Origin of the sequence: Pelagibius sp., from assembly GCF_965227505.1 — a bacterium.
Classification (GTDB): Bacteria; Pseudomonadota; Alphaproteobacteria; order Kiloniellales; family Kiloniellaceae; genus Pelagibius.
Genome location: NZ_OZ245757.1, coordinates 1984074 through 2009243 on the forward strand (window position 1 = coordinate 1984074; position 25170 = coordinate 2009243).

At 67.3% G+C, this 25170-nt stretch carries 22 protein-coding genes; 5 read left to right on the forward strand and 17 right to left on the reverse strand.

Annotation, left to right across the window (positions count from 1 at the left end; all coding sequences use genetic code 11):
* Nucleotides 1–6: 6 nt before the first annotated feature.
* Genes ACO06P_RS09310 through uraH form a run of 5 tightly spaced genes read right to left on the reverse strand, consistent with a single transcriptional unit; the run spans nucleotide 7 to nucleotide 6992 of the window.
* Nucleotides 7–1194, reverse strand: coding sequence for an ABC transporter permease (locus tag ACO06P_RS09310; RefSeq protein ID WP_420349839.1), 1188 nt, complete (start codon nucleotides 1192–1194; stop codon nucleotides 7–9).
* Nucleotides 1184–2770, reverse strand: coding sequence for an ABC transporter ATP-binding protein (locus ACO06P_RS09315; protein ID WP_420349840.1), 1587 nt, complete (start codon nucleotides 2768–2770; stop codon nucleotides 1184–1186). Before ACO06P_RS09315 ends, ACO06P_RS09310 begins: the two co-directional genes overlap by 11 nt.
* Complete coding sequence (xdhB, locus tag ACO06P_RS09320; protein WP_420349841.1) at nucleotides 2767–5103, reverse strand: xanthine dehydrogenase molybdopterin binding subunit; 2337 nt, start codon at nucleotides 5101–5103, stop codon at nucleotides 2767–2769. Before xdhB ends, ACO06P_RS09315 begins: the two co-directional genes overlap by 4 nt.
* The gene (xdhA, locus tag ACO06P_RS09325; protein WP_420349842.1) at nucleotides 5096–6586 is read right to left on the reverse strand and encodes a xanthine dehydrogenase small subunit; all 1491 of its coding nucleotides are present in this window, start codon (nucleotides 6584–6586) and stop codon (nucleotides 5096–5098) included. Before xdhA ends, xdhB begins: the two co-directional genes overlap by 8 nt.
* A gap of 4 nt (nucleotides 6587–6590) precedes the next feature.
* On the reverse strand, nucleotides 6591–6992 hold the full coding sequence (gene uraH, locus ACO06P_RS09330; protein ID WP_420349843.1) for a hydroxyisourate hydrolase: 402 nt from the start codon (nucleotides 6990–6992) through the stop codon (nucleotides 6591–6593).
* A 339-nt stretch (nucleotides 6993–7331) separates the two neighbouring features.
* Between uraH and puuE the strand changes: the two genes are divergently transcribed.
* Genes puuE through ACO06P_RS09350 form a run of 4 tightly spaced genes read left to right on the forward strand, consistent with a single transcriptional unit; the run spans nucleotide 7332 to nucleotide 11284 of the window.
* Nucleotides 7332–8240 (forward strand): allantoinase PuuE, encoded by a 909-nt coding sequence (puuE, locus tag ACO06P_RS09335; protein ID WP_420349844.1) that lies wholly within the window; start codon nucleotides 7332–7334, stop codon nucleotides 8238–8240.
* Entirely contained in the window at nucleotides 8237–8743 is a 507-nt protein-coding gene (gene uraD, locus ACO06P_RS09340) for a 2-oxo-4-hydroxy-4-carboxy-5-ureidoimidazoline decarboxylase (RefSeq protein ID WP_420349845.1), read from the forward strand. The genes puuE and uraD overlap by 4 nt, the downstream gene beginning before the upstream one ends.
* Nucleotides 8740–10002, forward strand: a complete 1263-nt coding sequence (locus ACO06P_RS09345) for an allantoate amidohydrolase (RefSeq protein WP_420349846.1) — start codon at nucleotides 8740–8742, stop codon at nucleotides 10000–10002. Before uraD ends, ACO06P_RS09345 begins: the two co-directional genes overlap by 4 nt.
* Before the next feature lie 43 nt (nucleotides 10003–10045).
* A complete protein-coding gene (locus tag ACO06P_RS09350; RefSeq protein WP_420349847.1) occupies nucleotides 10046–11284 on the forward strand; it encodes an ArgE/DapE family deacylase in 1239 nt (412 codons plus the stop codon).
* Nucleotides 11285–11301: 17 nt separating this feature from the next.
* Here the strand turns inward: ACO06P_RS09350 and ACO06P_RS09355 are convergent, their stop codons facing one another.
* Together ACO06P_RS09355 and ACO06P_RS09360 are read right to left on the reverse strand one after the other, a co-directional pair.
* Nucleotides 11302–11589: a YciI family protein gene (locus ACO06P_RS09355; RefSeq protein ID WP_420349848.1), complete on the reverse strand. Its 288-nt coding sequence runs from the start codon at nucleotides 11587–11589 to the stop codon at nucleotides 11302–11304.
* Between the two features lie 115 nt (nucleotides 11590–11704).
* Complete coding sequence (locus ACO06P_RS09360; protein ID WP_420349849.1) at nucleotides 11705–12325, reverse strand: TetR/AcrR family transcriptional regulator; 621 nt, start codon at nucleotides 12323–12325, stop codon at nucleotides 11705–11707.
* A gap of 250 nt (nucleotides 12326–12575) precedes the next feature.
* On the opposite strand from ACO06P_RS09360, the gene ACO06P_RS09365 reads away from it, so the two are divergent.
* Nucleotides 12576–13301 (forward strand): ThuA domain-containing protein, encoded by a 726-nt coding sequence (locus ACO06P_RS09365; protein ID WP_420349850.1) that lies wholly within the window; start codon nucleotides 12576–12578, stop codon nucleotides 13299–13301.
* Between the two features lie 8 nt (nucleotides 13302–13309).
* Here the strand turns inward: ACO06P_RS09365 and ACO06P_RS09370 are convergent, their stop codons facing one another.
* The 10 genes from ACO06P_RS09370 to ACO06P_RS09415 form a co-directional block, all read right to left on the reverse strand.
* A complete protein-coding gene (locus tag ACO06P_RS09370; protein ID WP_420349851.1) occupies nucleotides 13310–14323 on the reverse strand; it encodes an arginase family protein in 1014 nt (337 codons plus the stop codon).
* Between the two features lie 69 nt (nucleotides 14324–14392).
* Nucleotides 14393–15460 (reverse strand): ABC transporter ATP-binding protein, encoded by a 1068-nt coding sequence (locus ACO06P_RS09375; RefSeq protein ID WP_420349852.1) that lies wholly within the window; start codon nucleotides 15458–15460, stop codon nucleotides 14393–14395.
* Between the two features lie 13 nt (nucleotides 15461–15473).
* The gene (locus tag ACO06P_RS09380; protein WP_420349853.1) at nucleotides 15474–17687 is read right to left on the reverse strand and encodes an ABC transporter permease; all 2214 of its coding nucleotides are present in this window, start codon (nucleotides 17685–17687) and stop codon (nucleotides 15474–15476) included.
* Nucleotides 17688–17736: 49 nt separating this feature from the next.
* Nucleotides 17737–18771, reverse strand: coding sequence for an ABC transporter substrate-binding protein (locus ACO06P_RS09385; protein WP_420349854.1), 1035 nt, complete (start codon nucleotides 18769–18771; stop codon nucleotides 17737–17739).
* Between the two features lie 385 nt (nucleotides 18772–19156).
* Nucleotides 19157–19957, reverse strand: coding sequence for an inositol monophosphatase family protein (locus tag ACO06P_RS09390; protein ID WP_420349855.1), 801 nt, complete (start codon nucleotides 19955–19957; stop codon nucleotides 19157–19159).
* Nucleotides 19958–20163: 206 nt separating this feature from the next.
* Nucleotides 20164–20832: a nucleoside/nucleotide kinase family protein gene (locus tag ACO06P_RS09395; RefSeq protein ID WP_420349856.1), complete on the reverse strand. Its 669-nt coding sequence runs from the start codon at nucleotides 20830–20832 to the stop codon at nucleotides 20164–20166.
* Nucleotides 20832–21680 carry a sugar phosphate isomerase/epimerase family protein gene (locus ACO06P_RS09400; RefSeq protein WP_420349857.1) on the reverse strand — a complete coding sequence of 283 codons (849 nt, stop codon included), beginning with the start codon at nucleotides 21678–21680 and terminating at the stop codon, nucleotides 20832–20834. The genes ACO06P_RS09395 and ACO06P_RS09400 overlap by 1 nt, the downstream gene beginning before the upstream one ends.
* Nucleotides 21677–22663: an ABC transporter permease gene (locus ACO06P_RS09405; RefSeq protein ID WP_420349858.1), complete on the reverse strand. Its 987-nt coding sequence runs from the start codon at nucleotides 22661–22663 to the stop codon at nucleotides 21677–21679. The genes ACO06P_RS09400 and ACO06P_RS09405 overlap by 4 nt, the downstream gene beginning before the upstream one ends.
* Nucleotides 22660–23643: an ABC transporter permease gene (locus tag ACO06P_RS09410; protein ID WP_420349859.1), complete on the reverse strand. Its 984-nt coding sequence runs from the start codon at nucleotides 23641–23643 to the stop codon at nucleotides 22660–22662. The genes ACO06P_RS09405 and ACO06P_RS09410 overlap by 4 nt, the downstream gene beginning before the upstream one ends.
* Nucleotides 23636–25138, reverse strand: coding sequence for a sugar ABC transporter ATP-binding protein (locus tag ACO06P_RS09415; protein ID WP_420349860.1), 1503 nt, complete (start codon nucleotides 25136–25138; stop codon nucleotides 23636–23638). The genes ACO06P_RS09410 and ACO06P_RS09415 overlap by 8 nt, the downstream gene beginning before the upstream one ends.
* Between the last annotated feature and the right edge of the window lie 32 nt (nucleotides 25139–25170).

Below are 25170 nucleotides of genomic sequence, written 5' to 3' on the forward strand. Positions count from 1 at the left end.
GGGCGTCTACTCCGCCGGTTGCGCCTGGGGCGCGTGCCGCAGCGCCGCGGGATTGCGGCGGACGCGGTAGCGCACCAGGAAGTCGGAGGCCAGGAGGAAGAACAGCAGCAGGCCTTGGAACACGCCGGTCACCGCCTGGGGCAGGCCGACCTGCACCTGGGCGTTCTCGCCGCCGATGTAGGAGAGCGCCATCACCAGCCCGGAGAGGATGATCCCCAGTGGATGCAGGCGCCCGAGAAAGGCGACGATGATGGCGGTGAAGCCGTAGCCGGGAGAGATCACGGGGACGAGCTGGCCGATGGGCCCGGCCACCTCGAAGGTGCCGGCAAGCCCGGCGAGGCCGCCGCTCAGCAGCAGGCAGAACCACACGATGCGCTTGCCGCTGAAGCCGGCGTAGCGGGCCGCCGCCGGCGCCTGGCCGAGGACGCGCACCTGAAAGCCGACGATGGTGAAGGTCATCAGCACCCAGACCGCCACCGCGATCGCCAGCGCAATGGCGCCGCCGAGATGCAGGCGCGTGCCCTCCAGCAGGATCGGCAGCAGGGCGGCGTCGCCGAACATGCGCGACTGCGGGAAGTTGAAGCCCATGGGGTCCTTCAGCGGCCCGTAGACCAGGGTCGACAGAAACAGCGTCGCCACGTAGGTCAGCATCAGGCTGGTGAGAATCTCGTTCACGTTGAAGCGGGTGCGCAGAAAGGCCGGGATCGCCGCGTAGGCCATGCCGCCGCCGACCGCGCAGAGGCACATCAGCGGCAGGGTCCACCAGGTCTCCTGGTTCCAGAAGGCCAGCGCGATCACGCCGCCGGAAATGGCGCCCAAGGTGAGCTGGCCCTCGGCGCCGATGTTCCAGACGTTGGCGCGGAAGCCGACGGCGAGACCGACCCCGATCATGATCAGCGGGCCCGCCTTCACCAGAAGCTCGCTGAGGCCGTAGAGCGTGAGCAGCGGCGAGACGAAGAAGTGATAGAGCGCGAGGAAGGGGTTGTAACCCATGGAGAGGAAGATGAAGAAGCCGGCCACCACCGTCAGCACCACCGCCAGCAGCGGCGTGGCGTAGAGCAGGCCCTGCGGGATCTCCCGCCGCGGTTCGATCTTCCAGGACGCCGGGTTGAAGACGCTGTAGACGACCAGCCGGTTGCCGGCTGCTCCCGGGTTATGCGACGTCTGATTAAGCGACGTCTGGCTAGGCGACATGGGCGGCCTCCGGATGCACAACGGCGGCATCGGTGCTGACGCCGTGGACGCCGCCCATCAGCAGGCCGATCTCCTCCACCGAGGCCTCGCGGGTCAGCATGGCGCTGGAAAGCACGCCGACGTTGATGACGGCCAGGCGGTCGGTGATGGCGAGCAGTTCGTCGAGATCCTGGGAGACGACGACCACCGCCACGCCCTCGGCCGCCAGGTCGGCCAGCGCCTGGTGGATGGCCGCGGCGGCACCGGCGTCCACGCCCCAGGTCGGCTGGGAGACCACCAGCACCTTGGGCTTCTGCAGGATCTCCCGCCCGACGATGAACTTCTGCAGGTTGCCGCCGGAAAGGCTGCCGGCGGAGGCGGTGACGCCGGGGGTGCGCACGTCGAAGGCGGTGACGATCTGCTGCGCGAAGCGCGCCGCCGCGGCGGCGCGGATGAAGAGGGAAGACAAGAGGCCCATGCGGTGATGGCCGCTCAGGACCGCGTTCTCCACCAGGGTCATGCCCGGCACCGCGCCGTGGCCGTTGCGCTCCTCCGGCACGGCGCAGAGGCCCAGCTTGCGGCGCGCGCCGGCATTGCTGCGGCCCGCCGGCGCACCGTCGATGCGCAGCACGGATTCATGATCCGCCAGGCGCTCGCCGGAGAGACCCAGCAGCAGCTCGTTCTGGCCGTTGCCGGCGACCCCGGCGATGCCGAAGATCTCCCCCGCGCGCACGGCAAAGGAGATGTTCTTCAGATCGACGCCGTGGATTTCTTCGGAGGCCAGAGTCAGCCCTTCGACCACCAGCCGCGCCTCGCCCGTCGCCCCTTCGGCACGCCGCTCCACGGTCTTCAGTTCCGTGCCGATCATCATCTGCGCCATGGACTTGGCGGTCTCCTGGGCCGGATCGCATTCCGCCACGACGCGGCCGCCGCGCAGGATGGTCGCGCGGTCGCAGAGCTGTTTGATCTCCTCCAGCTTGTGGGAGATGTAGAGGATCGACACGCCCTCGGCGGCCAGCTTGCGCAGCGTCTCGAACAGGCGCTCCACCTCCTGCGGCGTCAGCACAGAGGTCGGCTCGTCCATGATCAGCAGCTTGGGGTTCTGCAGCAGGCAGCGCACGATCTCGATGCGCTGGCGCTCGCCGACCGAGAGCGTGTAGACGTCGCGGGCCGGGTCCAGCGGCAGGCCGTAAAGCTCGGAGACATCGCGCACCCGCTCCGACAGCATCGCCATGTCGCCGGGCCGGTCCATGCCGAGGGCGATGTTCTCCAGCACCGTCATCGCCTCGAAGAGGGAGAAGTGCTGGAACACCATGCCGATGCCCAGCGCCCGGGCGGCGTGCGGGTCGGCGATCTGCATCACCTCGCCGTTCCAGGCCAACGTGCCCTCGTCGGGGTGGAGGACGCCGTAGATCATCTTCACCAGGGTCGACTTGCCGGCGCCGTTCTCGCCCAGCAGCGCATGCACCTCCCCGGGCGCGACGGCAAAGTCCACGTGGTCGTTGGCGAGCACACCGGGAAAGCGCTTGGTAACGCCTTTCACTTCGAGGCGGGGCGCCGGCCGGGCCGCACCGCTGTGGGTTCCGGCCGCGGTCATGACGCCGCCTCTGCAGACGCCAAGACCTCTTTGCGCAGGCGTTCGATGGTCATCAGCACCCGCTCGGGCGTTGCCGGGGCGTCGAGCCGCGGACAGAGGCGGTAGTCGCCGACGGCGGCAATGGCGTCGGAGAGTGCATGGAGCACGGAGATCGCCAGCATCAGCGGCGGCTCGCCGACGGCCTTGGAGCGAAAGATGGTTTCCTCCCGGTTGGGGCTGTCCTTCAGCAGTTCGACATTGAAGACCGGGGGCCGGTCGCCGCAGGCCGGAATCTTGTAGGTCGAGGGCGCATGGGTGCGCAAGCGACCGGCGTCGTCCCACCACAGTTCCTCGGTGGTGAGCCAGCCCATGCCCTGCACGAAGCCGCCTTCGATCTGGCCCAGATCGATGGCCGGGTTCAGGGACTCGCCGACGTCGTGCAGGATATCGACGCGCTCGACCCTGTACTCGCCGGTCAGCGTATCGACGGCCACCTCGCTGACCGCGGCGCCGTAGGAGAAGTAATAGAACGGGCGGCCCCGGCCCGCGGCGCGGTCCCAGTGGATCTTCGGTGTCTTGTAGAAACCGGTCGAGGACAGCGAGACCCGTGCCAGATAGGCCGCATTCACGACCTCGGCAAAGGCGATCTTCTGGTTGCCGACACGCAGGCAGCCGGGAAGGAATTCGATCTGGTCCTCCGGCACGCCCCAGTTCTCAATGGCGAAGTCGACCAGCCGCGCCTTGATGGCGTTGCAGGCGTTCAGCGCGGCCATGCCGTTGATGTCCGACCCGGAGGAGGCCGCGGTGGCCGAGGTGTTGGGCACCTTGCCGGTGGAGGTGGCGGTGATGCGCACCCGGTCGATGTCGACCTGAAAGGCCTCCGCGACGACCTGGGCCACCTTGGTGTAGAGCCCCTGGCCCATCTCGGTGCCGCCGTGGTTCAGATGAATGGAACCGTCGCGATAGATGTGCACCAGCGCGCCGGCCTGGTTGTAGGCGGTGAGCGTGAAGGAGATGCCGAACTTCACCGGCGTCAGCGCGATGCCGCGCTTGATCACCGGCGAGGTCTCGTTGAACGCCCGGAGCGCATCCCGCCTGGCCTGATAGCCGCTGTCGGCCTCCAGCTTTTCGATGATCTCCGGCGCGATGTTGTCTTCGACCTGCTGGTGATAGGGCGTCACGTCTCGGCCGCCGGGGCCGTAGAGATTCAGCTTGCGGATCTCCAGCGGGTCCTTGCCGAGGGCGAAGGCGATCTCCTCGATCACCCGCTCGCCGCCGATCATGCCCTGGGGGCCGCCGAAACCGCGAAAGGCGGTGTGGGAGCAGGTGTTGGTTTTCAGCGGCTGGGAGGTCAGGCGCACGTCGGGAAAGTAATAGCAGTTGTCGGCATGAAAGAGAGTGCGGTCGGTGACCGGACCGGAAAGGTCCGCCGACCAGCCGCAGCGCGCCGCATAGGTCATGTCCAGCGCCAGGATACGCCCCTCCCCGTCGAAGCCGACGTCGTAGTCGATCTCGAAGTCGTGACGCTTGCCGGTCACCGCGAAGTCGTCGTCACGGTCGGGCCGGATCTTGGCCGCGCGACCGGTCTTCTTGGCGACCAGGGCCGCCACCACGGCGAAGAGATTGCCCTGGGTCTCCTTGCCGCCGAAGGCGCCGCCCATGCGCCGCACCTCGACGGTGACCGCGTTGGCGGGCACGCCCAGCGCCCCGGCCACCATGGTCTGGATCTCAGTGGGATGCTGCGTGGACGACAGCACCCGGACCTCGTCATCCTCGCCGGGCAGGGCCATGGCAATCTGGCTTTCCAGATAGAAGTGTTCCTGCCCGCCGACGGCCATGCGGCCCTGCAGCCGGCGCGGCGCCGTCTTCAAGGCGGCAGCGGCATCGCCGCGGGCCAGGGTCATGGGCTCCGTCACCATCTCCCCGCCCGCGCGGGCCTCCGCAAAGCTCAGCACCGCCGGCAGCGCGTCGTAGTCGATCTCCGCCAGCCGCGCCGCGCGCCGCGCCTGATCGCGCGTGCGCGCCGCCACGGCGAAAATCGGCTGCCCGACATACTCCACCGTCTCCTCGGCCAGGATCGGCTCGTCATGGCGGTGGGTCGGGCTGATGTCGTTGACCCCAGGAACGTCGGCGGCGGTGAGCACCAGAACGACCCCCTCCGCCGCGCGCACCGGCGCCAGGTCCAGCCTGCAGATGCGGCCGTGGGCGACCGTGGAAAGGCCGAGCGCGACATGCAGCAGCCCCTGCGGCTCCGGCAGGTCGTCGATATAGGCGGCCGCGCCGGAGACGTGTTTGTGCCCGCTGTCGTGACGCAGCGGCTGCCGGACGCCGCCTTCGATCGTCGCGTCAGACATGGGCATAGTCCCGGGCGCCGATAGCGCCGGGGCCCACCAGCCGCGTCGCGCTGTCCGGGGCCGTCGTTTCGATGAAGCAGCGCCGCAGCAGGTTCTTCGCAACGGTCATCCGATAGTCCGCCGAGGCGCGCCAGTCGCTGATCGGGGCGAAGTCGCACTCCAGCGCGGTCATGGCACGCTCCAGCGTGGCCTCGTCCCAGACCGCGCCGGTCAGCGCGGCCTCGGCCGCGGGGGCGCGCTTGGGCGTGGCCGCCAGGCCGCCATAAGCAAGGCGGGCTTCGGCAATGCGCCCGTCCTCGATCGTCAGACTGAAGGCTCCCAACAATGCGGAGATGTCCTGGTCGAAGCGTTTGGAGATCTTGTAGGCGCGGAACACCTGGCCGGGCTGTGGCAGGGGCAGGGTCATGCCTGCGACGAACTCGCCCGCCGCCCGGTCCTGCCTGCCGTAGTCGATGAAGAAGTCCTCCAGCGGAAGGGAGCGCCGTGCTGTCCCTTTGCGCAGGTGCAGCGTCGCGCCGGCGGCGATCAGCAGCGGCGGGGAATCGCCGATGGGCGAGCCGTTGGCGATGTTGCCGCCGATGGTGCCGGCATTGCGGATCTGCACCGATCCGAGGCGCCGCATCACCTCGCTCATGTCGGGATAGTGCGCGGCAATCCGCGCCATGGCGTCGCTGTAGGTGACCCCGGCACCGATCTCCAGCGCGTCTGCTGTCTCCTCCATCCGCGCGAGCCCGGCGACGCGGCCAAGGGCGATCACCGTCTGCGGGCGGAACAGGTCCTTGGTGACCCAAAGGCCCACGTCGGTGGAGCCGGCCACCAGGGTCGCCTCCGGATGCTCTTCGTAGAGTTCCGCCAGAACTTCGAGACTGGCCGGCGCGAAGAACTGCCGGCTGCCGCTCTCATCCGCGACCGCGAGGGTCTTGTCGTCCTGTAGGGCGGCAAGCGCCTCCAGCGTCTCCGCCTCCTGCGCCGCAAAGCGGTCGTCGCGCGGCGCCTCCTCGTAGGCCTGCTTGGCAGCCTGCGCGATGGGGGCGTAGCCGGTGCAGCGGCAGAGGTTGCCGGCGAGCACGTCGTTCACGGTCGCATCGTCGGGCGCCGCGGCGTGGTGGCGCGTCATGGCGAAGAGCGACATGACGAAGCCGGGCGTGCAGAAGCCGCACTGCGAGCCGTGGCAGTCCACCATGGCCTGCTGCACCGGATGCAGGGTGCCATTTTCCGCCAGGTGTTCCACGGTGATGAGCTGGCAGCCGTCGAGGGTGCCGACGAACTGGATGCAGGCGTTCACCGCTTCATAGGCAAGGCCGCCGTCGCGCGGGCGTGCCAGCACCACGGTGCAGGCGCCGCAGTCGCCCTCGTTGCAGCCTTCCTTGGTACCCACCAGGCCCTCGACCAGGCGCAGGTAGTCGAGCACCGTCATGGTGGGATCGACCTGGGTCAGGCGGCGCGGGGTATCGTTCAGCAGGAAGCGGAGTTCGCGGCGCATGGGCTCAGCTGCCCCGGTAGGTCGAGTAGCCGTAGGGCGAGATCAAGAGCGGGACGTGATAATGCTCCCCAGGCGCGGCGATCCCGAAGCGGATCGGCACGACGTCCAGGAAGGGCTGATCGGGCAAAGCCGTGCCGAGCCCGCGAAAGTAGTCGGCGGCCTGGAAGACAAGCTCGTAGGTGCCGGCGGCAAAGGCCGCGCCCTCCAGCAGCGGCCCGTCGCAGCGCCCGTCGGCATTGGTCTCGGCGGTAACCAGGTGCTCGCGCGTTTCGCCCGAGAGCCGGTAAAGCGCGATGCGGATGCCCGCTGCCGGGCGGCCGTTGGCCGTGTCCAGCACATGGGTGGTCAGCCTGCCGGGCCCACTGCCGGGCCCGCTATCGGACACACTGGCGCTGCTGCCAGCCATACAATCCCCCTCCTGATCAGCCTGTCCCTGTTCCGGCCTTTGGCCGCTGGCCGCTCCCCTGATCGGTCATACCACGGGCGCGATCCACCGGCCTTGCAGCTTTTACCCTTTACGGGCGGACCCTGATTGTTTTAGAGGGGCCCTCGCCTTGTCGCTGGCCTTATGAGACGCTCTATCTTCCAAGGCAGCGACAGAAAACAGAAGATTACTCCCTCCATAAGCAGTTTCAAAAAAAACCTGCAAGTGAGGGCGCAATAATCTGCACTAGAATAGTTCGTGCGCGTGCGGAACTGGGCCCTCGAGAGGACGCAGCAAAGGGACGCCGAAAGGGGATAGGGGATGGCGGGCGAATATCCGCGCGATCTGATCGGTTATGGCGCCACGCCGCCCGACCCGGGCTGGCCCGGCGGTGCGATGATCGCCGTTCAGTTCGTCATCAACTACGAAGAAGGCGGCGAAAACTCCATCCTCCACGGCGATGCGGCCTCCGAGGCCTTTCTGTCGGAGATCGTCGGCGCCCAGCCCTGGCCCGGGCAGCGCCACATGAACATGGAATCGATCTACGAATACGGCAGCCGCGCGGGCTTTTGGCGGCTGCACCGGCTGTTCACCCAGGCCGCAATCCCGGTCACCGTCTACGGCGTCGCCACCGCCCTGGAACGCAATCCCGCCGCCGTCCGGGGCATGCAGGAGGCGGACTGGGAGATCGCCTCCCACGGCCTCAAGTGGATCGAATACAAGGACTTCCCGCGCGAGGAGGAACGCACCCAGATGGCCGAGGCGATCCGCATCCACGAGAGCGTCACCGGCGAACGCCCGCTCGGCTGGTATACCGGCCGCACCTCCGTCAACACTCTGGACCTGGTGATGGAGGACGGCGGCTTTCTCTATTCTTCGGATTCCTATGCCGACGACCTGCCCTACTGGGTCGAGGGCCCCAAGGGCCCGCACCTCATCATCCCCTACACCCTGGATGCGAACGACATGCGCTTCGCCACGCCCCAGGGCTTCAACGCGGGCGATCAGTTCTTCACCTACCTGAAGGACTCCTTCGACCTGCTCTATGCGGAGGGCAAGGCCGGCGCGCCCAAGATGCTCTCGGTGGGCCTGCACTGCCGCCTCGCCGGGCGGCCCGGGCGGGCGGCGGCGCTGGCCCGTTTCCTCGACTACGTGACGTCGCACGACGCCGTCTGGACGCCGCGGCGCATCGACATCGCCCGCCACTGGCACGAGAAGCACAGGCCGTGAGCAGGCCGGCCGAGCTCGACCGGGACAGCTTCGTCGCCCGCTTCGGCGGCGTCTTCGAGCATTCGCCCTGGATCGCCGAGGCGGCTTACGACGCCGGCATCCCGGCAGACGCCGAGACGGCCGAGGCGCTGCACGCACTCCTGGTTGCAGCCATGCGGGCGGGCAGCGAGGACCAGAAGCGTGCCCTCATCGCCGCCCACCCCGATCTCGCCGGGCGACTGGCCCGGGCCGGGCGGCTGACCGCCGACTCCGCCAGGGAGCAGGCCTCCGCCGGCCTCGACCTGCTGAGCGACGCCGAACGGGAGGCCTTCACGGCCCTCAACGAGGCCTACAAGGACCGCTTCCGGATGCCCTTCATCATGGCGGTGAAGGGGCGCTCCAAGGACGAGATCCTGGATGCCTTCCACGCACGCCTGAACAACGATGCGGAGGCGGAGTTCGCCACCGCCCTGGAACAGATCGAGCGCATCGCGCTTCTCAGACTGAAGGACATGCTGCCATGACCCTGGCTGCGGCACAGCCCCTCGCCCTCAGCGGCCATGAAATCAAGGCTCTGGTCGACACCTGGGCGCGCTTCAGCGAAGAACCCGACAAGCTGACCCGGGTCTTCCTCAGCCCGGAGCACAAAGCCTGCGCAACGGCGGTGATCGACGCCATGGAAGCCGCCGGCATGACCGCGCGCATCGACGCCATCGGCAATGTCGTGGGCCGCTATGAGGCCGCGCAGCCGGGGGCGAAGACGCTCCTCACCGGCTCCCACATCGATACCGTGCGCGATGCCGGCGCCTATGACGGCAACCTGGGCGTTGCTCTCCCGATTGCCTGCATCGCCGACCTGAATGCCCGCGGCAAGCGCCTGCCCTTCGCCGTCGAGGTCATCGCCTTCGGCGACGAGGAGGGCGTGCGCTTCCCGACCACCCTCTCCGGCTCGCGCACCGTGGCCGGCAGCGTCGACCCGGCGATCCTCGCGTTGCAGGATTCCGAGGGCACCACCCTGGAAGAGGCGCTGCGCCGCTTCGGCTGCGAGCCCGCGGAGATCGCCGGTGAGGCGCGTGACCCCAAGGACATCCTGGCCTTCGTCGAACTGCACATCGAGCAGGGCCCGGTGCTGGAGTCCGAAGGTCTGCCGGTGGGTGTGGTCACCGCCATCAACGGCGCCAGCCGCTTCGCCGTCACGCTTGGCGGCATGGCGGGCCACGCCGGCACCGTGCCCATGGGCCTGCGCCGGGACGCCCTGGCCGGTGCGGCGGAGATGATGCTGGCGGTCGAGGCGCGGGGCCGCGCCGAGGATGGCCTGGTCGCCACCGTCGGGCGCATCGAGGCGGCGCCCGGCGCCATCAACGTGATTCCCGGCGAAGTCACCTTCACCCTCGACATCCGTGCCCCGGCGGACGACCAGCGCGACGCCGCCGTCGCCGCGCTGAAGGCCGAGATGACCGCCATCGCCGAAGGCCGCGGTCTCGACTTCACCATCGAGTGTCTCTACGCCGAAGCGGCCGCCGCCTGCGATCCCGCGCTGATGGCCGAACTCGACCAGGCCATCCTGCGCCAGGGCATCAGCCCCCTGCGGCTGCCGAGCGGCGCCGGCCACGATGCCATGGCGCTGGCAAGCCTTTGCCCCATCGCCATGATCTTCCTGCGCTGCGGCGGCGGGATCAGCCACAACCCGCTGGAGAGCATCACCGCCGAGGACGCCGAGGTGGGCGCGCGGGTCTTCCTCGATTTCCTCGAACACCTGGACCCGGCGTCCCTCACCCGGTAAGGCCGGCGCGCCCGTTCAAGCCCTCAAAAAAAGAAGAACCCGCATGAGCAATCCAGAAGACATCATCCGCGCCACCCTCGAGGCCGAGCGCGACGCACAGGTCCGCTTCCTGGCGGAGCTGGTGAAGATGCCCTCCGACAATCCGCCCGGCGACTGCAGCGCTCATGGGGAGCGCGCTGCCGTGCTGCTGGAAGAGCTTGGCTTCACCGTTGAGCGCCACCCGGTGCCCGAGGAAACGGTGAAGGCCGCGGGCATGATCTCCGCCACCAATCTCATTGTGCGGAAGAAGTTCGGTGAGGGTCCGGTCATCGCCCTCAACGCCCACGGCGACGTGGTGCCGCCGGGCGAGGGCTGGACCAAGGACCCATACGGCGCCGAGATCGAGGACGGCTGGATGTACGGGCGCGGCGTCGCCGTCTCCAAGTCCGACTTTGCCACCTATACCTACGCCCTGATCGCGCTGGAGCGGGCGGCGGCGGACGGCGCCGCGCTCAACGGCAGCGTCGAACTGCACTTCACCTACGACGAGGAGGCCGGCGGCGAGATCGGCCCGCGCTGGCTGATCGACCAGGGCCTCAGCAAGCCGGACCTCTCCATCGGCGCCGGCTTCTCCTACAACGTGGTGACCGCCCACAACGGCTGCCTGCACCTGGAAGTGACGGTGCACGGCAAGTCGGCCCACGCCGCCATGCCCTACACCGGCCACGACGCCCTGGAAGCCGCCAACGCCGTGCTCTCCGCGCTCTATGACTGGCGCAAAGACCTCGGCAAGACGGTTTCGGAGATCGAGGGCATCGGCAGCCCGCAGATGACCGTCGGCCTCATCGAGGGCGGGATCAACACCAACGTGGTGCCGGACCGCGTCACCTTCCGTCTCGACCGCCGCATGATCCCGGAGGAAAACTCCGAGCAGGCCGAGGCCGAGTTGCGCGCGCTCATCGAATCGGCGGCCGAGCCCTTCGAGGGGATCACCGTCACCATCCGGCGCATCCTGCTGGCCGCGCCGCTGATGCCGCTGGAGGGCGGCGAAGACCTGACCGAGCGCCTGGCTGCGCGGGCGGCGGAAGTGATGGGCGAGCCGGTGGCGGCCAAGGGCGTACCGCTCTACACCGATGCCCGCCACTACACCGCCGCCGGCATCCCCACCGTGCTCTACGGCGCCGGCCCCCATACCATCGAGGAAGCCAACGCCCACCGCGCAGACGAACGCCTGCCGTTGGAAGACCTGCACAAAGCCACCGAGGTGGTGGCACTGACGCTGCTGGATCTGTTGAAGGCCTGAGAAGTCGAGGACGCCGTTCAGCCGGCAAGGAACGCCAGCCGCTCGTCGGTTCGCGAGGGCGTGAGTTCAATGATCTCCGCGCGCACCACATCCTGGGCGACGAAGGGGTCTTCGTTCACTCTGCTTTGAAGATCCGGCAGCGAGGTGTTGTGTGCGACGATCCCGCCACCCAGATTGGGCTGAAGGCTGCCGCTCAGCAAAAACACACCGTCGTCGAAGCCGCGTTTGATCCAGTCTTTGTGACCCTCCATGAACTGGCCGGCCTGGCCCTTGTTGCTCGAAAACCTGAGCTGGACGAAAAACATCGGGTCGTTCTCCCATCTGTAACAGTCGGTTTGAATCACGGTCTTCGGGCGGACCCGGTACAAGGCGCTGCCGATATCACCGTCCGGACGCAGCCCTTTGGTCCGCCCTCTTCTTTCACTTCGCCTTCCTCCGTTTTGCCGCGCCGCTCCGTTTCCCGGATCCGCCCGCAGGCTGCGCGTAGGACGCCACCCAGTCGCACATCTGATTCACCTCCTGCGCGACGAAGGCCCTGTCGTGGAAGGCGTTTGCCAGCATGGCGACACCCTGGCTGCGCGCGAGAAGATGGAGCGCCAGTTCGTCGGCCTCCGCCTCGTGACCAAGCGCGGCGAACTGCCGGCAGAGCCAAATCCGAAACAGCGTAAAGACACGCTTCGCCTCTTCCTGCGAGGCGTGGTTCAGTTTCGCAAGCTCCGTACTCAAGGTGCCGACCGGGCAGCCGTAGAGCTTTATGTCGTCCCAGTTGGCAATCAGGATGTGGATGAAATGTCGGATGCGCTCTTCCGGGTTCCTCCCCTCAGCCTCCCACCGCTCGAGCATCGCCTGCGTCTTGGCCAGGCGGAACTCGATCACGGCCTCCAGGATCTCGTCCTTGGTCTTGAAGTGATGATAGAAGTTGCCGCGCGAGATCTGCACCACGCCGGCAATGTCGGTGAAGGACGTATGCGCGTAACCCTGCCGGTAGAACAGCCGGTCGGCAGCATCGACGATCCGCTCGCGTGTTGTCTTGCCACTCATAAGTCCGCCTCCCGGGGCGCCCAAATCCGCTGGTACGAGACACTCCTTCGCCGGCAGCAGAAATTAGGACGCTTGTCCGAGTTCTTTATTAGGACGGGCGTCCGAGTTTGTCAACGGCGATGGAGCGCGCAGGCAAGACCCGCCCCAGCACCCTTCGGGGCCGGAGCACCTTCGCAGTGGCGCTCACACTCCACGATCTGGTAAAGGGGCGTAAGCGCGCCGCTCCACCCGATCAGGGGACTAAAGCCCGATGTCGAAGAAACTCCGCGTTCTGGTCTGGAACGAGAACGTCGAAGAGACGCGCAAGCCGGAGGTGCTGGAGATCTATCCGCAGGGCATCCACGGCGCGCTGTCCGCCGCCTTTGAAGACTCAGACGACATCGCGGTTTCCGTCGCCACAATGGAGCAGCCGGACTGTGGCCTGACCGAGGCGGTGCTGGATGCAACCGACGTCATCGTCTGGTGGAGCCATCACGCCTACGACGACGTGCCGCAGTCGGTCGTCGACCGCGTCAAGGCGCGGGTCCTCGACGGCATGGGCCTGATCGTGCTGCATTCCGCCCACTTCGCGCGCGTCTTCAAGGATCTCATGGGCACGAGCTGCGATCTGAAGTGGCGCAACGCGGGCGAGAACGAGCGCCTCTGGGTGGTGGCACCGGGCCATCCCATTGCTGAGGGCCTCGGCGAGACCATCGACCTGCCGCAGGAGGAGATGTACGGCGAGCCCTTCGACGTACCGGCCCCCGACGAACTGGTTTTCATAAGCTGGTTCAAGGGCGGCGAGGTGTTCCGCTCCGGCTGCTGTTACCGCCGCGGCAGGGGCCGCATCTTCTACTTCCGCCCGGGCCACGAGACCTACCCCACCTTCCTGCAGCCCGAGATCCGACAGGTGCTGCGCAACGCCGCACGCTGGGCCGCGCCAACAGCAGGCGGAACACGGCGCTTCGGACATCACGACCCGCTGGAGGCGCTGTAGCGCCCTGCCTACGGCCTGAAATGGCTGTCGGCGATCAGGCTCAGCATCTCGAACATCACGGCCATGGTCACCATCGCGGTGATCTTGTTGGGACTGTCCTTGGTCGGCATCAGGCAGGCGACGTCGCCACCGATGATGTTGAAGCCGCGCAGGGCGCGCAGCAGTGCCATGGCCTCGTCGATCATGAAGCCGTTGCAGCCCGCTTCGATATTGGCACAGCCCGGTGCCACCATGGGATCGAGGCAGTCGAGATCGAAGGTGATGTAGACGGGATGATCGCCAATGCGCTCGCGGATGATCTCGATGGAGCGCGCTGCACCGATCTCCTTGTAGCGGTCCATGGTGATGACCTCGTAGCCCAGATCGTAGCTGGGCTTCAGCCAGTCGAGCGTGCGGGCGTTGCCGCGGATGCCGACCTGAACGCTGCGTTCGGCGTCGACATGGCCGTCGGTCACCAGATAGGCGGCCCAATGGGCGGCCGACTTTTCGGCCCCCAGAAAGTGCTTCATGTTGGAAAACGCATCGGTGTGGGCGTCGAAGTGCAGGATCGCCGCCTTCTTCCCGCCGGTCAGCCGTGACGTGGGACCGCCGAGGGCCTGCAGAATGCCGCCGGTGATGGAATGGTCGCCGCCGACGGAAACCGGCCGCGTACCGGCAGCATCGACGGCGCGGTAGAACTCGGTGATCCGTTCGATACAGCGTTCGTTGTTGTTGGCCTCCGGCAGCGGGACGTCGCCCAGATCGTGAATGCGGCAGGCATTCCAGGGGTCGAGTTCGAAGTGCATGTGGACGCGCCGGCCGTTGGCCGAGATGTCGCGCACCGCCCGCGGGCCCAGGTGCTGGTCGCGCTCCGTGGTGCCGTTGCCGGTCGAGTGGGGCACGCCGACCAGCGCGATGTCGCAGGCCGCCGGATCGGGGTCGTGCGGCGCGCGGAACAGGGTCGGCACCCCCCACCAGTAAAGCGCGTCCATGAAGGCCTTGTGGTCGCGTGCGGTCTGCGGCGCTTCGTCGTCTGATGCCATGGCCCGGCCCTCCCGTCGTCTCGATTGCGTCAGCGAAGGCGCGATCTTACCTGCGGACGGAAGCCGGGCCTAGCCGCGCACCAGCGTGACGCCGTGGCGCAGCAACTGGATGGAAACGCCGCTGCCGACCGTGACGGGGCGGTCGATGTTCGGATCGACGGCGAAAAGATCGCCCTGCGGGGTCGCCAGGGTGTATTCCATGTGGCTGCCCAGATAAGTGGCCTTGCTGACCTGCGCTTCGAGCACGCCGCCGTTGCCGCTTTCCGCGAGCCGGATGGCCTCAGGCCGGATGGCGACCTTCACGGGACCGGGCGAAAGGCCGCGGGCCGGCAGGCTCTGTTCGGCATCGCCGATGCGCACCTGGGCCACGCCGTTCTCGACCGCCGCGATCTCCGCATCGACCAGGTTGGCGTCGCCGATGAAGTCGGCCACGAAGCTGTCCGAGGGCTGCTCGTAGAGATCGCGCGGGCTGCCTTCCTGAGCGATCTCGGCATTGCGCATGACGATGATGCGGTCGGAGACCGCCAGCGCCTCTTCCTGGTCGTGGGTCACATAGACCGAGGTCAGGCCCAGTTTCTGCTGCAGGTCGCGAATGTCCTCGCGCACGCGTCGGCGCAGTTTGGCGTCCAGGTTGGAGAGCGGTTCGTCGAACAGCAGCACCGCCGGCTCCAGCACGAGGGCGCGCGCCACGGCGACCCGCTGCTGCTGGCCGCCGGAGAGTTCGCTCGGCAGGCGCGCGCCATAGCCGCCGAGGCCGACCAGATTCAGCCCCTCTTCCGCGCGCTCGCGGGTCTCCGGTTTGGGAAAACCGCTCATGGTCAGCCCATAGGCCACGTTCTCCGCCACGGTCATGTGCGGAAACAGCGCATAGGACTGGAACACCATGGAGACGTCGCGATCCGTCGCCGGCAGCTGGGTGACGTCCTGATCGCCGATCAGGATGCGCCCGGCGGTCGCCATCTCCAGTCCCGCGATCATGCGCAGGGTCGTGGTCTTGCCGCAGCCGCTGGGGCCGAGCAGCGTGACCAGGGTTCCCGGCTCCACCTCGAATGAAACCTTGTTGACCGCCACGACCTCGCCGAAGGCCTTGGTGACGCCCTCGAAGGCGACGCGTGCGGCTTTGCCCCGCAGGGTCATGACAGCCCCTCCGTCATCGCGCCACCCCCTGCCCGGCAACGGCGCCGGCCGCCGTCGTGCCACGCCGGCGGATGCGCCGCTGGCCGACGGCAAGCTGTACCAGGGTAATGGCCAGGAGCATGACCAGGATCAGCGTTGAGGAATAGGCGATGGCGAGGCCGTAGTCGCCGTTCTCGACCCGGCCGATGATGTAGGAAGTCGCCATATCGTAGTTGGCGCTGACGAGAAAGATGACGGCGCTGATGGCGGTCATGGCGCGCACGAAGCTGAAGACCAGGGCCGCCACGATGGCCGGGCGCAGCAGGGGCAGGATGACCCGCCGGACCGTCGCGAAGGTGTTGGCGCCGAGGGTGAGCGAGGCTTCGTCGAGGCTCTGGTCGAGCTGGCTCATGGCGGCGATGCCGGCGCGCACGCCCACCGGCATGTTGCGGAAGACAAAACAGATCACGAGGATGACTCCGGTTCCCGTAAGCTCGAGTGGCGGGACATTGAAGGCCAGGATGTAGCTGATGCCGATGACGGTGCCGGGAATGGCGAAGCTCAGCATGGTGCCGAACTCGAAGGCGTCGCGCCCGGCGAAGTGCTGGCGGACCAGAAGGTAGGCGGTCAGCAGGCCGATGGAGGCGGTCAGGGGCGCGGCGATGGTGGCGATGGTGATGGTCGTCCAGAAGGAGTTCCAGGCCGCCCCGCTCCAGATCAGGCCATGTTCGCTGGTGGTGATCGAGAAGGCCTCGATGTAGTGACGCAGGGTAAGGCTGTGGTCGCGGCCCCAGGTTTCGACGAAGCCGCCGACCATGATCATCGCATAGATCACCAGGGTGAGCGCCGCCCAGGGCAGCGCCAGGCCATAGGCCGCGCCGGTCACCAGCCGCGGCAGCGGCGCGTGGAGGCCGGAATCGCCCTTGCCGGTGACGGTGGCGTAGGACTTGCGGCCGACCCAGCGGCGCTGCGCATAGAAGGCACCGAGCGTGAAGGTGAGCAGCACCATCGCCAGGACCGCGGCGCGCCCCTGGTCGTACTGCGAGCCGACAATCGAAAAGAAGATCTCCGTCGACAACACACCGAAACGGCCGCCGAGAACGAGGGGATTGCCGAAGTCGGCCAGGCTTTCAATGAAGCCGAGCAGGAAGGCGTTGGCCAGGCCCGGCCGCATCAGGGGCAGGGACACGGTGGTGAAGGTCTTCCAGGCATCGGCCCGCAAGGTCAGGGCCGCTTCCTCCATCGAAGGGCTGACGCCCTCCACAACGCCGATCATGACGAGAAAGGCGATGGGCGCGAAGGCCAGGGTCTGGGCAAACCAGATGCCGGGCAGCCCGTAGATCCAGCGCGTCGCGGGAATGCCGAATGCAAAATCGAGAAACTGGGTGACCGCGCCGGAGCGGCCGAGCAGGAGAATCACCGCAAGGCCGATGACGAAGGGCGGCGTGATGATCGGCAGCACCGTCAGAACCCTGAGCGAACGCTTGAAGCGGAAGCCGGTGCGCGTGGCGATCAAGGCAAAGGCGAGACCCAGCACCGTCGTCGACAGCCCGGTCAGGAGCGCGAGGATGAGGGAGTTCCAGGCAACGCCGCAGGAGTAGGGGCCGGTCAGGCACTTGAGGCCCCAGATCTTCTGATCGACGAAGCGGTCGGCGAAGGCGAGCGCGGAGAAAGCGCCGTCCTTGTCGTGCAGGGCCGAGGTCAGGATGTTCAGCACCGGAAAGAAGACGAAAGCCGCGACGAGAGCGATGATCAGGCCAATGGAACCGACGACGAAGACGTCGCCCTTGATGGCCCCGCGGGCGGCGATGCCTTGGGTGAGGAAAAACAGCAAGGCGCAGGAAACCAGGAGCGCGCCGTAGCCCAGGCCGAACTGCCGGCTTTCCAGCGGGCCAAAGGCCGCCTCCAGAAAGGCGAAATCCCAGCCCCGCAGGCCGATGGCGAAGGCCTGCACGACGAGATAGGCAAGGCCGCCGCCGCCGGCGAGCAAGAGCACGGTTCCGAACAGAGGATCGTTCTTCGGCCGCCCGACCACCAGAAGCGGCGCGAGAAGCGCTGCCCCGAGAGGCGCGAGCCAGGTCTTACCCGACACCGCGACCTGGAACACCGCCGGCGCCGACTCGCCATCCAGCGGATAGCCCTCAAACGGCCAGTCGAAGGCCCAGAAGCCATACTCGATGGCGTACCAGGGCAACACCAGATAGCCAAGCCAACCAACGGTCAGCCATAGACAAACGGTTCTGTTCACCACGCTGTTGTCCGACTTCGGCGGCGACTTCGCCTTTGGTCGACTCCCGCTACTGCGGCAACGAGCCGACCTCGTCGTCCCACTTCTTCAAAAGCCGCGAGCGTTCGGCCGAGGAACCGTACTTCTTGAAGTCGTATTCGATCAGCTTGAGCTCATCCAGGTTCGGCGCACCAGGCGGCGGCGTCGCCCCCGCGTTCGAGGGGACCTGATAGGCTTTCGCCTGGGCGGCCAGCATCTGCACCTCCGGGCTCAGCGCGAAGTCGTAGAACTTCTTGGCGCTTTCCAGGTTGCGCGCGCCCTTGATGATCGACATCGAACCGATCTCGTAGCCCGTGCCCTCGCAGGGCGCGACGATCTTGATCGGAAAGCCGGAGACCACCTGGGTCACCATGTCATGCATGAAGGTGATCGCCACGGCCGTCTCACCACGAGCGGCCGCTTTGATCGGCGCCGAGCCGGACTTGGTGTATTGATTGACGTTCTTGTGCAGGCCCTTCAGCCACTCGAAACCCTTGTCTTCGCCGAAGATCTGCACGATCGTCGCCAGCGTCGTATAGGCGGTTCCGGAGGAATTGGGATTGGCGATCTGCACCTCGCCCTTGTAGGCAGGGTCTGTCAGGTCCGCCCAGCACTGCGGCACCGGAAGGTTCTTTTCCTTCAGCAGCTCCTCGTTGTAGCCGATACCCAGCGCACCGGCGTAGATGCCAACGGTTTTGGACTCCGCAGCCGTTGCCTGGTTCTGAGCCCAGGGCAGCAGCGCATCGAAAGTCGGGGACTTGTAGGGCTCGGTCAGCCCTTCCTCGGCGGCCTGCAGGTGCGGGTCACCGGTGCCGCCCCACCAGACGTCGCCTTTGGGGTTGCTGGCCTCGGCCTTGATCTGGGCAAAGGTCTCGCCAGAGGATTTGCGGGTCATGGCGACTTCGATGCCTGTCTCCTTGGTGAAGGCCTCCACCATCAACTGGCACCATTCGATCTGCGGACTGCAGTAAAGCGTGAGCCGTTCGGCAGCCTGGGCCGAGCCGGCGGCGGCGCCCAGTGCCAATGTCAAAACCGCCAGAGCGGCCTTGCCCAATATCCGTGTCATCTTGTTCCTCCCTTGTGACGCGGCATGGCGTGGGCCCGGTCTCTTGCAGCGGCGGGCCACGGTACCTCGGTCAGGGTCACTCGTTGTTGGCGAGGGGTTTTCGCGGCATGGCAGCGGCAAGAGCGCCGCCAAAATCCACCGCCTCAGCGGCTTTCGGACCCTATGCAATAAAAATATCATAAAACAGTAATATTAGAACAGGTATTTCATACTGAGTAGAGATGGAATTTTGTTTTCAATCTGCGGAGTAGGCAGCGCAGCCGCGCGAAGCGGACCCTCCCCAGCCAAGGCCTTCGGATAAGCGTTGCGTGCGAAGGCGGGGGCGCGGTGGCGGACCGGCTCCGACAGCCAGGGATCGGTCAGCCGGGCGAGGTGCTGCGGCCGCTCAAGGGCGTGCAGGCTGCGGCACGGTCTTCGCGAGCAGGGCGCGCAGAGCCGGCGCCAGGTCCGGTGCCGAGGCGGCACAGAGGTTGCCGCGCAGCAGGCCGTCATCCGCCAGGAAGTCGCTGGTCCAGCCGCCGGCCTCGCGCACCAGAAGCAGCCCGGCAAGAGAGTCCCAGGAATTGATATGCGGCTCGAAGTAGCCGATCAGCCGCCCGGCCGCCACGTAGGCGAGCATCAGGGCGCCCGATCCGTTGCGCAGGAACAGCCCGCCGTCCTCCAGCAGACCCGAGAGGAAGGGCACAAAGTCGCCGGTTGGCGAGCGGTGGGAGAACCCGGTCCCGAAGAGGCCGTCGCTGAAGGCCTTCGCCGAAGGCACCGGCTGGCGAACGCCGTTGAGAAACGTCCCCTCCCCGCGCCGTGCCGCGTAGAGTTCATCGACATTCGGGTCATAGATCACACCCAGTTCGATCGTGCCGTCCTGTACAAGGGCGATCGAAACGCACCACGTCGGCATGCCGTTCAGAAAGCAGGCCGTCCCGTCGATGGGGTCGACCACCCAGATGGGCCGGCCGTCGAGCAGGCCTTCGCTCGCACCGCTTTCCTCCCCCAGAAAGGCGTCGTCGGGGAAGCGCGTCGCGATCCGGCTGCGGATCAGGTCCTCGGTTTTCTTGTCGGCAACGGAGACCGCATCCTGCAGACCCTTGTTTTCGACAGCGAGTTCGTGTCGCCGGCGATAGTAGCCGTAGGCCAGGCCGCCGGCCTCCCGTGCAAGATCCTGGGCAAGGGCATAGCGAGCGTCCATGGCCGGAAGCGTTCCTTTTCTCATCGGCGCGGCATGGAAACCAGACGGGAGGATCTGCGGCAAACCTGCGGGCGCGCGCTCCAGACAAGTCCGCCGCCTGCTCTCAGCGGCTTGGACGGAACGGATACTGTCGCACACCGGGCCCGCGGCGTCCCTCTGTGAGGCCGCCAGTCTAGTGTGCCGCTCCGACGCACTGCAAGCCTGCGCTAACTCAGCACTTCAAGGTCCGCCGCCCGGCTCTTCGCGTAGACCAGGCGGGCGTTGGGCAGATCGTTGTCGTCCAGCTTGGCGGCGATGCCGGCGGCGTCGAGGCCGTGGTCGACCCAGCGCCGGCGCAGACGTTCGGCCAGAGCCGCCTCCTCGGCACGGATCATCACGGTGAGGTCGAAGGCAGGCGCCAGCGCATCCCAGGGCGCTTCGTCCAACAGCAGGTAGTTGCCCTCGACCAGCACGAGACGCACGGAGCGGTCGATGAGGGCGGCGCCGGCGCGGGCGATCTCCAGCGTGCGGTCGAAGCGCGGCACGGCGACAGCGGGTTCGTCGTTGCGCTTCAGCCGCGCCAGCATGGCGGCAAGACCGCCGACGTCGAAGGTATGGGGCGCCCCCTTGCGCGCCCGCCAGCCGCGCGGCACCAGCACCTGATCGTCGTAGTGGAAACCGTCCATGGGCAGCACGGCGGCGGAGCCCGGCGCCGTGGCATTCAGATGCCGCTCCGCTTCGGCGGCCAGGGTGGTCTTGCCGGAGGCCGGGGCCCCGGCGATGGCAATCAGGCGGCGCTCGCCCTCCGGGATATCCGACAGCATCTCCTCCAGAGTCGCCAGGAAGCCTTCCGGATCCAGCGGCCCCTCCGCCGTCGTCCGCCCGGCAGGGGTCATCAGACGAGCCCGTACTGACGGGCCATGTTGCGCAGAAAGGGCAGGCCTTCCTGCATCACCTGGTCGGCGCTGTCGGCGACCGGCCGCCAGACCGAGAGGGCCGAGGCGATCTGCGGCGGCAGGTTGATGAAGCTCTCCAGCGCCAGACCGCCGTCGAAACCGATGGCCACCAGGGTGCCGCAGATCTCGTTCCAGTCGCAGGTGCCGCTGCCGGGCACGCCGCGGTGGCTCTCCGACATGTGCATGTAGCGCAGGTGCTCGCGCGCCGCGAGGATGCCGTTGGCGACGCCATGCTCCTCGATGTTGGTGTGATAGGTGTCGAGATGGATGAAGATGTTGTCGGCGCCCACCTTGGCGATCATCTCCGCCGCCTGGCGGCCGGTGTTGATGATGTGGTTCTCGTAGCGGTTCACCGGCTCGATGCCCAGGTCGATGCCTTTGGTCCTGGCGTACTTGGCCGCACCCTCCAGCGCGCGGGCGACGTTGTCGACCTCCGCCTGGGTCGGCGGCACGCCGGTGCGCTCCCCGATGCCGCCGTAGGTGACGCCGGAGAGCGCCAGGCCGCCGATCTCCACCGTCTTGTCGATGGCCAGGGAAAGGAACTCCACCGCCTTCTCCGGGTCCCGCGAGGCATAGGCGCTCTCCGGCAGGCCGAGGGAGCAGACCGCCGTCATCTCCGCGGCTTCCAGCAGCGCGCGGGTGTGGGCGGTGTCCACCGCCGGGGGATCGAGAAGCGCGATCTCGATGAAGTCGACGCCGTAGCGCTTGGCCTCAGCCACCGAGGTTTCGGCCCCCTGCCGGGTCCATTCCATGGCCCAGAGGCTCGTGTGTACGCCCAGACCCTTCATGTCTTGCCTCTCTTTCTTTCGAACCATCGCTTCCAGCCAAAGCGCAGGACCATGACCGCGATGAGAAACAGCCCCCAGACCGCGGTGCTGAGGTGCTGGTTGGCCCCCAGCAGGTTCAGGCCGGAGGACAGAATTTGCAGGATCACCAGGGCCAGCAGGACGGAAGCCACCCGCCCGAAGCCGCCGAAGGGATCGACGCCGCCCAGGAAGCAGGCCAGCACGGTGATCAGGAGATAGGCCTCGCCGTGGCCGACCCGCACCGAGTTGAAGCGCGCCATCATGACGATGCCGGCAATGGCGCACATCACCCCGGAGAGGGTGTAGATCAGCATCAGGGCGCGCTTGGTGTCGACGCCGGAGTAACGCGTCGCCTCGATGTTGGAGCCGACCATGTAGGTAAAGAAGCCGAGGCGCGTGCGCCCCAGCAGAACCTGCCAGACAGCGACGCAGGCGAGAAAGACGATCAGCGGCGCGGGGATACCCAGAAGGCTGCCGTGGCCGATGGCGGCGACGAAATCGGGAAAGCCGGAGATGTCGCCGCCGCGGGTCAGGTATTCGCCAAGGCCGCGCAGGAAGATCATCATCGCCAGGCTGACAAGGATGGGATGAGCGCCGGAAACAGCGGTCACCGCCCCCATGACGAAGCCGGCGGCACCCCCCACCGCCAGCGCCAGGGCGGCGCCCAGCAGGAAGGCGCCCATGCCCGCCTCCGGCCCGCCGTTCACCTGCAGCACCCAGGCCACCGTCAGCGCCGAGATGTTGGCGGTGGAGATGATCGCCAGGTTCAGGCCGCCGGAGAGAATGGGCAACAGCATGGCAAGGGTGAGGATGCCGAGTTCCGGCAACTGCACGGCGACGGAGCCGAAGTTTGCGCTGGTGAGGAAGCGGTCGCTGAGGAAGGAGAAGACCAGCATGACCGCCAGCAGGAAGACCGTCAGGCCCAACACCTCCGGCCCCAGCCGCGCTTTCAGCTCGTCCATCATGGCCGCCGCCCCGCCAGGCTTTCGAGGGAGAGGTTGGAGAGGGTGATGGCCGCCAGGATGATGCCGCCCACCACCATCTTGAAGGCATAGGGCGAGACCCCCAGCAGGTTGAGGCCGTTCTCGGTGATGGCGATCAGCAGGACGCCCAGCACGCAGCCCAGCACCGTGCCGCGCCCTCCGCCCAGGCGCGCGCCGCCCAGGACCACAGCGGCCAGCACGTCCAACTCCCGCCCGAAGAGGGCGTTGGGCACCACCTCCTGCGCGTAGTTCACCTGCATCAGTCCGGCGATGCCCAGCATCAGGCCGAGCCAGCCGAAGGCGATGTACTGCACCGCGCCGGGCGAGATGCCGATGCGCCGCGCTGCCTCCGGGTTGTCGCCGTAGGCATAGAGCTGGCGCCCGGTGGAGCTGTGGCTGATGAGCAGCCAGGTGGCAATCACCGCGAAGACCATCACCAGCACCGGCAGGGTGATCTCCGCCCAGGCGCCGCTGGCGGTCTCGTACTCCCAGAGAATGATGCGGTCGCTCCACCAGTCCGGCAGGTTGTAGATCGAAACCCCGCGGGTGAAGAACATCAAGAGGCCGAAGAAGACGTTGAAGGTGGCGATGGTGACGACGATGGAGATGATCCGGAAGTGATGGATCAGCGCCGCGTTCACCGCGCCCAAGAGAATGCCGCAGGTCCCGGCGATGAGGAAGCCGAGCACCCAGTTGCCGCCGCCCAGCGCCATCAGCGCCAGCGCGGCCACGTACTGCACCACCGACGCCGCCACCGCAAAAGAGATGTCGATGGCCCCGGCGATCAGCACCACCACCAGTCCCATGGCGAAGATCAGGTTGACGGCGGAGGTGTTCAGCAGGTCGGTGAAGTTCACCAGCGTGAAGAACTGATCGGTGGTCAGGGAAAGAAACAGCCCGAGAGCGAAGATCACGAGGATCAGCCAGGCCTCGGTGGCATTGGCGTGGATCAGTCTACGCATAGACCGCCTGTTCCAGTTCGGCGAGGCTCGTCGCGCGGGGATCGTAGTGGCCAATAATGCGCCCGCCTGCCATGTGCAGCACGCGGTCGGCATTGAAATAGACCTCCGGCGCCTCGTCGGAAATCAGCAGGATCGCCAGCCCCTGCTCCGCGAGACGGCGGATGATGGCGAAGATGCCGGCCCTTGCGCCGACGTCGACACCCACCGTCGGGGCGTCGAGCACCAACAACCGCGGCTCCGTCGCCAGCCACTTGGCCAAGACGATGCGCTGCTGGTTGCCGCCGGAAAGCGTAGCCACGGGGTCGGCGGGTGTGCCGATCTTCACGGCAAGTTCGCGAATCCAATGATCGACGAGGCTGGCCTTGCGCCCCGGCGAGATGAGGCCAAGCGTCAGCAGCCGGTCGAGCACCGTGAGGCTCAGATTGTCGGCAATGGACTGCGGCTGGATGAGGCCGAGGGACAGGCGGTCCTCGGAAACATAGGAAATGCCGGCACGGATCGCCTGGCCGTTGGAGCGAAAGCGCACCGCCTGGCCGTTCAGGCGGATCTCGCCGCGGTCCGGACGGGTCATGCCGAAGAGGGTGTGACCCAACTCCGTGCGCCCGGCGCCGATGAGCCCGGTAATGCCCAGGATCTCGCCCTTGCGGATGGTGAGGTCGATGTCGGCGTACTCGCCCTCGCGGGTCAGGCCCTTCAGTTCGAGAACCGGCGGGGCCGCGCTGCGGTCGCGCGCGGCCACGGCACTGTCGAAGGTCTGGCCGGTCATCAACTCGGTCAGCCGGGACTGGGTCATGCCCTCGGTCGGGAAGACCCCCACCAGCCGCCCGTCGCGCAGCACGGTGACGGCGCTGGAGACCTCCAGCACCTCGGCCAGGCGGTGGCTGACGAAGACCACCGCCACGCCGGAGGCGGACAGGCTGCGCACGATCTCCAGCAGGTGATCGGTCTCGGCCTGGGTAAGCGAAGCGGTGGGTTCGTCCATGAAGATCAGCCGCGCCTCGCCCACCAGGGCGCGGGCGATGGCGACGATCTGGCGCTTGGCGATGGGCAGGCGGCGCAGCGGCGCGTCCGGGTCCAGCGCGACGCCCAGGCGGGCCAGCACCCGCGCTGCCGTCTCGCGCATGCGCCGGCGCGCCACCGGCTTGGGTCTTGCGCCCAGCAGCGCCTCAAAGCCGATGTTCTCGGCGACGGTCATTTCCGGGAAGAGCGCCAGGTCCTGCCAGATCACGGCGATGCCCAGGCGTCGCGCCAAACCCGGAGTCGGTGCTGCGACGCTCTGCCCTGCGATCTCGATACTGGCCCCCGCATCGGCCGTGTAGACGCCGGTGGCGATCTTGATCACCGTGCTCTTGCCCGAGCCGTTCTCGCCGGCCAGGCAGTGAACCTCGCCCGGGCGCACCGTGAAGGACACATCGTCGAGGGCCTTGACGCCGCCGAAGGTCTTGGAGACCCCGCGCATCGCCAGCACCGCCCCCCGCGCGGCCTGCTCAGCCATAAGCGGTCAATCCTCTGTTAAGGACGCGCCTG

Excerpts from the sequence above, each read along its gene's own strand:
- ACO06P_RS09310 (WP_420349839.1), bottom strand. The coding sequence starts at position 1,194 with ATGTCGCCTAGCCAGACGTCGCTTAATCAGACGTCGCATAACCCGGGA.
- ACO06P_RS09315 (WP_420349840.1), bottom strand. The coding sequence starts at position 2,770 with ATGACCGCGGCCGGAACCCACAGCGGTGCGGCCCGGCCGGCGCCCCGC.
- xdhB (WP_420349841.1), bottom strand. The coding sequence starts at position 5,103 with ATGTCTGACGCGACGATCGAAGGCGGCGTCCGGCAGCCGCTGCGTCAC.
- xdhA (WP_420349842.1), bottom strand. The coding sequence starts at position 6,586 with ATGCGCCGCGAACTCCGCTTCCTGCTGAACGATACCCCGCGCCGCCTG.
- uraH (WP_420349843.1), bottom strand. The coding sequence starts at position 6,992 with ATGGCTGGCAGCAGCGCCAGTGTGTCCGATAGCGGGCCCGGCAGTGGG.
- puuE (WP_420349844.1), top strand. The coding sequence starts at position 7,332 with ATGGCGGGCGAATATCCGCGCGATCTGATCGGTTATGGCGCCACGCCG.
- ACO06P_RS09345 (WP_420349846.1), top strand. The coding sequence starts at position 8,740 with ATGACCCTGGCTGCGGCACAGCCCCTCGCCCTCAGCGGCCATGAAATC.
- ACO06P_RS09350 (WP_420349847.1), top strand. The coding sequence starts at position 10,046 with ATGAGCAATCCAGAAGACATCATCCGCGCCACCCTCGAGGCCGAGCGC.
- ACO06P_RS09355 (WP_420349848.1), bottom strand. The coding sequence starts at position 11,589 with ATGTTTTTCGTCCAGCTCAGGTTTTCGAGCAACAAGGGCCAGGCCGGC.
- ACO06P_RS09360 (WP_420349849.1), bottom strand. The coding sequence starts at position 12,325 with ATGAGTGGCAAGACAACACGCGAGCGGATCGTCGATGCTGCCGACCGG.
- ACO06P_RS09365 (WP_420349850.1), top strand. The coding sequence starts at position 12,576 with ATGTCGAAGAAACTCCGCGTTCTGGTCTGGAACGAGAACGTCGAAGAG.
- ACO06P_RS09370 (WP_420349851.1), bottom strand. The coding sequence starts at position 14,323 with ATGGCATCAGACGACGAAGCGCCGCAGACCGCACGCGACCACAAGGCC.
- ACO06P_RS09375 (WP_420349852.1), bottom strand. The coding sequence starts at position 15,460 with ATGACCCTGCGGGGCAAAGCCGCACGCGTCGCCTTCGAGGGCGTCACC.
- ACO06P_RS09385 (WP_420349854.1), bottom strand. The coding sequence starts at position 18,771 with ATGACACGGATATTGGGCAAGGCCGCTCTGGCGGTTTTGACATTGGCA.
- ACO06P_RS09390 (WP_420349855.1), bottom strand. The coding sequence starts at position 19,957 with ATGGACGCTCGCTATGCCCTTGCCCAGGATCTTGCACGGGAGGCCGGC.
- ACO06P_RS09395 (WP_420349856.1), bottom strand. The coding sequence starts at position 20,832 with ATGACCCCTGCCGGGCGGACGACGGCGGAGGGGCCGCTGGATCCGGAA.
- ACO06P_RS09400 (WP_420349857.1), bottom strand. The coding sequence starts at position 21,680 with ATGAAGGGTCTGGGCGTACACACGAGCCTCTGGGCCATGGAATGGACC.
- ACO06P_RS09405 (WP_420349858.1), bottom strand. The coding sequence starts at position 22,663 with ATGATGGACGAGCTGAAAGCGCGGCTGGGGCCGGAGGTGTTGGGCCTG.
- ACO06P_RS09410 (WP_420349859.1), bottom strand. The coding sequence starts at position 23,643 with ATGCGTAGACTGATCCACGCCAATGCCACCGAGGCCTGGCTGATCCTC.
- ACO06P_RS09415 (WP_420349860.1), bottom strand. The coding sequence starts at position 25,138 with ATGGCTGAGCAGGCCGCGCGGGGGGCGGTGCTGGCGATGCGCGGGGTC.